We start from the raw sequence: 596 nt of genomic DNA on the forward strand, positions 1-596 counted from the left end.
GAGTACACGCTTCCTGATCTCGAGTACGACTACGGTGCGCTGGCTCCCTCGATCTCCGGGCAGATCATGGAGCTGCATCACTCCAAGCACCACGCGACCTATGTCAAGGGTGCGAACACGGCGCTGGAGAAGCTGGCCGCGGCGCGGGAGTCGGGTGACTTCGGGACGATCAATCAGTTCTCGAAGGATCTGGCGTTCAACCTGGGCGGTCACACGAACCATTCGATCTTCTGGAAGAACCTCTCGCCGGAGGGTGGGGACAAGCCCACCGGTGAGCTGGCGCAGGCGATCGATGAGTACTTCGGGTCCTTCGATGCGTTCCGTGCGCACTTCACGGCGGCGGCGCTGGGGATCCAGGGCTCGGGCTGGGCGGTGCTGGCCTATGAGCCGATCGGCGGGAACCTGGTGATCGAGCAGTTCTACGATCAGCAGAACGGTGTGCCGGTCGCGACGATCCCGCTGTTCCAGCTGGACATGTGGGAGCACGCCTTCTACCTCGATTACCAGAACGTGAAGGCGGATTACGTCAAGGCGATCTGGGACATCGTGAACTGGGCCGACGTCCAGGCACGCTTCGAGGCCGCGCGCTCGAGCGC

1 protein-coding gene is annotated in these 596 nt (G+C 63.1%); it reads left to right on the plus strand.

Translation table 11 applies throughout. From position 1 onward, the window contains the following. Positions 1-596: superoxide dismutase (locus tag ACT3SP_RS18620; protein WP_444588772.1), on the plus strand; the 596-nt coding region annotated here is incomplete at both ends.

Origin of the sequence: Brachybacterium sp. AOP43-C2-M15 (assembly GCF_052446295.1) — a bacterium.
GTDB lineage: Bacteria > Actinomycetota > Actinomycetes > Actinomycetales > Dermabacteraceae > Brachybacterium.